The 2,500-nt window shown below is 56.1% G+C and carries 1 tRNA gene and 2 rRNA genes (1 of these 3 cut by a window edge); all 3 read left to right on the top strand.

Going from position 1 to position 2,500, the window contains the following annotated elements:
* Window positions 1-1,872: ribosomal RNA gene (locus GTW25_RS20360) — 23S ribosomal RNA — on the top strand (it extends 1,039 nt beyond the left edge of the window).
* A 202-nt stretch (window positions 1,873-2,074) separates the two neighbouring features.
* A 5S ribosomal RNA gene (rrf, locus tag GTW25_RS20355) occupies window positions 2,075-2,189 on the top strand.
* A 234-nt stretch (window positions 2,190-2,423) separates the two neighbouring features.
* Window positions 2,424-2,500, top strand: a tRNA-Met gene (locus tag GTW25_RS20350).

Here is a 2,500-nt window from a genome sequence, read left to right as displayed (position 1 = left end):
TTACCAAACCTAACCAAACTCCGAATACCGAGGAGTACTAGTCGGCAGACACACGGCGGGTGCTAACGTCCGTCGTGGAGAGGGAAACAACCCTGACCAACAGCTAAGGTCCCCAAGTCATGGCTAAGTGGGAAAGGATGTGAGACTCCCAAAACAACCAGGATGTTGGCTTAGAAGCAGCCATCATTTAAAGAAAGCGTAACAGCTCACTGGTCTAATTAAGGGGTTTTGCGCCGAAAATGTAACGGGGCTAAAGCCATGCACCGAAGCTTTGGGTTCGATCCGCAAGGGTCGAGCGGTAGCGGAGCGTTCCGTAAGCCTGCGAAGGAAGATCCGTGAGGACTTCTGGAGGTATCGGAAGTGCGAATGCTGACATGAGTAACGATAAAGGGGGTGAGAGACCCCCTCGCCGAAAGACCAAGGGTTCCTGCTTAAAGTTAATCTGAGCAGGGTTAGCCGGCCCCTAAGGCGAGGCCGAAAGGCGTAGTCGATGGGAACCACGTTAATATTCGTGGGCCTGCGGGTAGTGACGGATCGCGTATGTTGTCCATCCTTATTGGATTGGTTGGGCAGCGAAGCGGTTCCAGGAAACAGCTCCCGCGTATAGACCGTACCCGAAACCGACACAGGTGGTCAGGTAGAGTATACCAAGGCGCTTGAGAGAACTCTGCTGAAGGAACTCGGCAAATTGCATGCGTAACTTCGGGATAAGCATGACCCTTATGCGGGCAACCGTATGGGGGTGGCACAGACCAGGGGGTAGCGACTGTTTATCAAAAACACAGGGCTCTGCGAAGTCGCAAGACGACGTATAGGGTCTGACGCCTGCCCGGTGCCGGAAGGTTAAGAGGAGGGGTGCAAGCTCTGAATCGAAGCCCCGGTAAACGGCGGCCGTAACTATAACGGTCCTAAGGTAGCGAAATTCCTTGTCGGGTAAGTTCCGACCTGCACGAATGGCGTAACGACTTCCCCGCTGTCTCCAGCAGAGACTCAGTGAAATTGAATTCCCCGTGAAGATGCGGGGTTCCTGCGGTTAGACGGAAAGACCCCGTGCACCTTTACTATAGCTTTACACTGGCATTCGTGTCGGCATGTGTAGGATAGGTGGTAGACTTTGAAGCCGGGGCGCCAGCCTTGGTGGAGTCACCCTTGAAATACCACCCTTACTTATATGGATGTCTAACCGCGGCCCGTCATCCGGGTCCGGGACAGTGTATGGTGGGTAGTTTGACTGGGGCGGTCGCCTCCTAAAGAGTAACGGAGGCGCGCGATGGTGGGCTCAGAACGGTCGGAAATCGTTCGTCGAGTGCAATGGCATAAGCCCGCCTGACTGCGAGACTGACAAGTCGAGCAGAGACGAAAGTCGGTCATAGTGATCCGGTGGTCCCGCGTGGAAGGGCCATCGCTCAACGGATAAAAGGTACGCCGGGGATAACAGGCTGATGACCCCCAAGAGTCCATATCGACGGGGTTGTTTGGCACCTCGATGTCGACTCATCGCATCCTGGGGCTGGAGCAGGTCCCAAGGGTATGGCTGTTCGCCATTTAAAGCGGTACGTGAGTTGGGTTCAGAACGTCGTGAGACAGTTCGGTCCCTATCTGCCGTGGGTGTAGGAATATTGACAGGATCTGTCCCTAGTACGAGAGGACCGGGATGGACGTATCTCTGGTGGACCTGTTGTGGCGCCAGCCGCATAGCAGGGTAGCTATATACGGACGGGATAACCGCTGAAGGCATCTAAGCGGGAAACCCACCTGAAAACGAGTATTCCCTATCAGAGCCGTGGAAGACGACCACGTTGATAGGCCGGGTGTGGAAGTGCGGCAACGCATGAAGCTTACCGGTACTAATAGCTCGATCGGCTTGATCATTCACATTACTTATACCCATCCGGGTATTGCTTCTCTCGCTCACGCGCCGTCAGGCGCGACGCACGGTCGTGCTTGCGGGCTTCGCCCGAGGCGCGCAATGTTGAAGGGCAGGCATAAAAGGAAGTGAGGTATTATTCCCTTATTCCCCTCCTTCCCTATTCCCTCCACCTCCCAGCTTCTCGAACTTCATGCCTTTCGCCGACCTGGTGGTTCTGGCGGGGTTACAGCACCCGTTCCCATTCCGAACACGGCCGTGAAACGCCCCAGCGCCGATGGTACTTCGTCTCAAGACGCGGGAGAGTAGGTCGCTGCCAGGTCTGCCAAATGCATGAAATCAATCTTCTCTTCACGACAAACCGCCCGATGAGGCGGCTCACGGGCCGCGAAAGCGGCCCAAGTCATTCCAGAACAAACCAATCCTGGCAAATGCCAGCGATCTCGGTGACGCAGGGTAGAGCAGCGCCCCGTCCGACCGCAGAAGGCAACCCCTTCGAGGACGGACAAACAGAAAAGCCCGGGCTGCCCCGGCCGGCAAATGCCGAACACGGTGACGCGGGGTGGAGCAGCCCGGTAGCTCGTCAGGCTCATAACCTGAAGGTCGTAGGTTCAAATCCTACCCCCGCAACCA

The organism is Aliihoeflea aestuarii (assembly GCF_024105665.1).
Lineage (GTDB): Bacteria > Pseudomonadota > Alphaproteobacteria > Rhizobiales > Rhizobiaceae > Aliihoeflea > Aliihoeflea aestuarii.
This window is presented reverse-complemented; position numbering and strand designations above follow the sequence as displayed.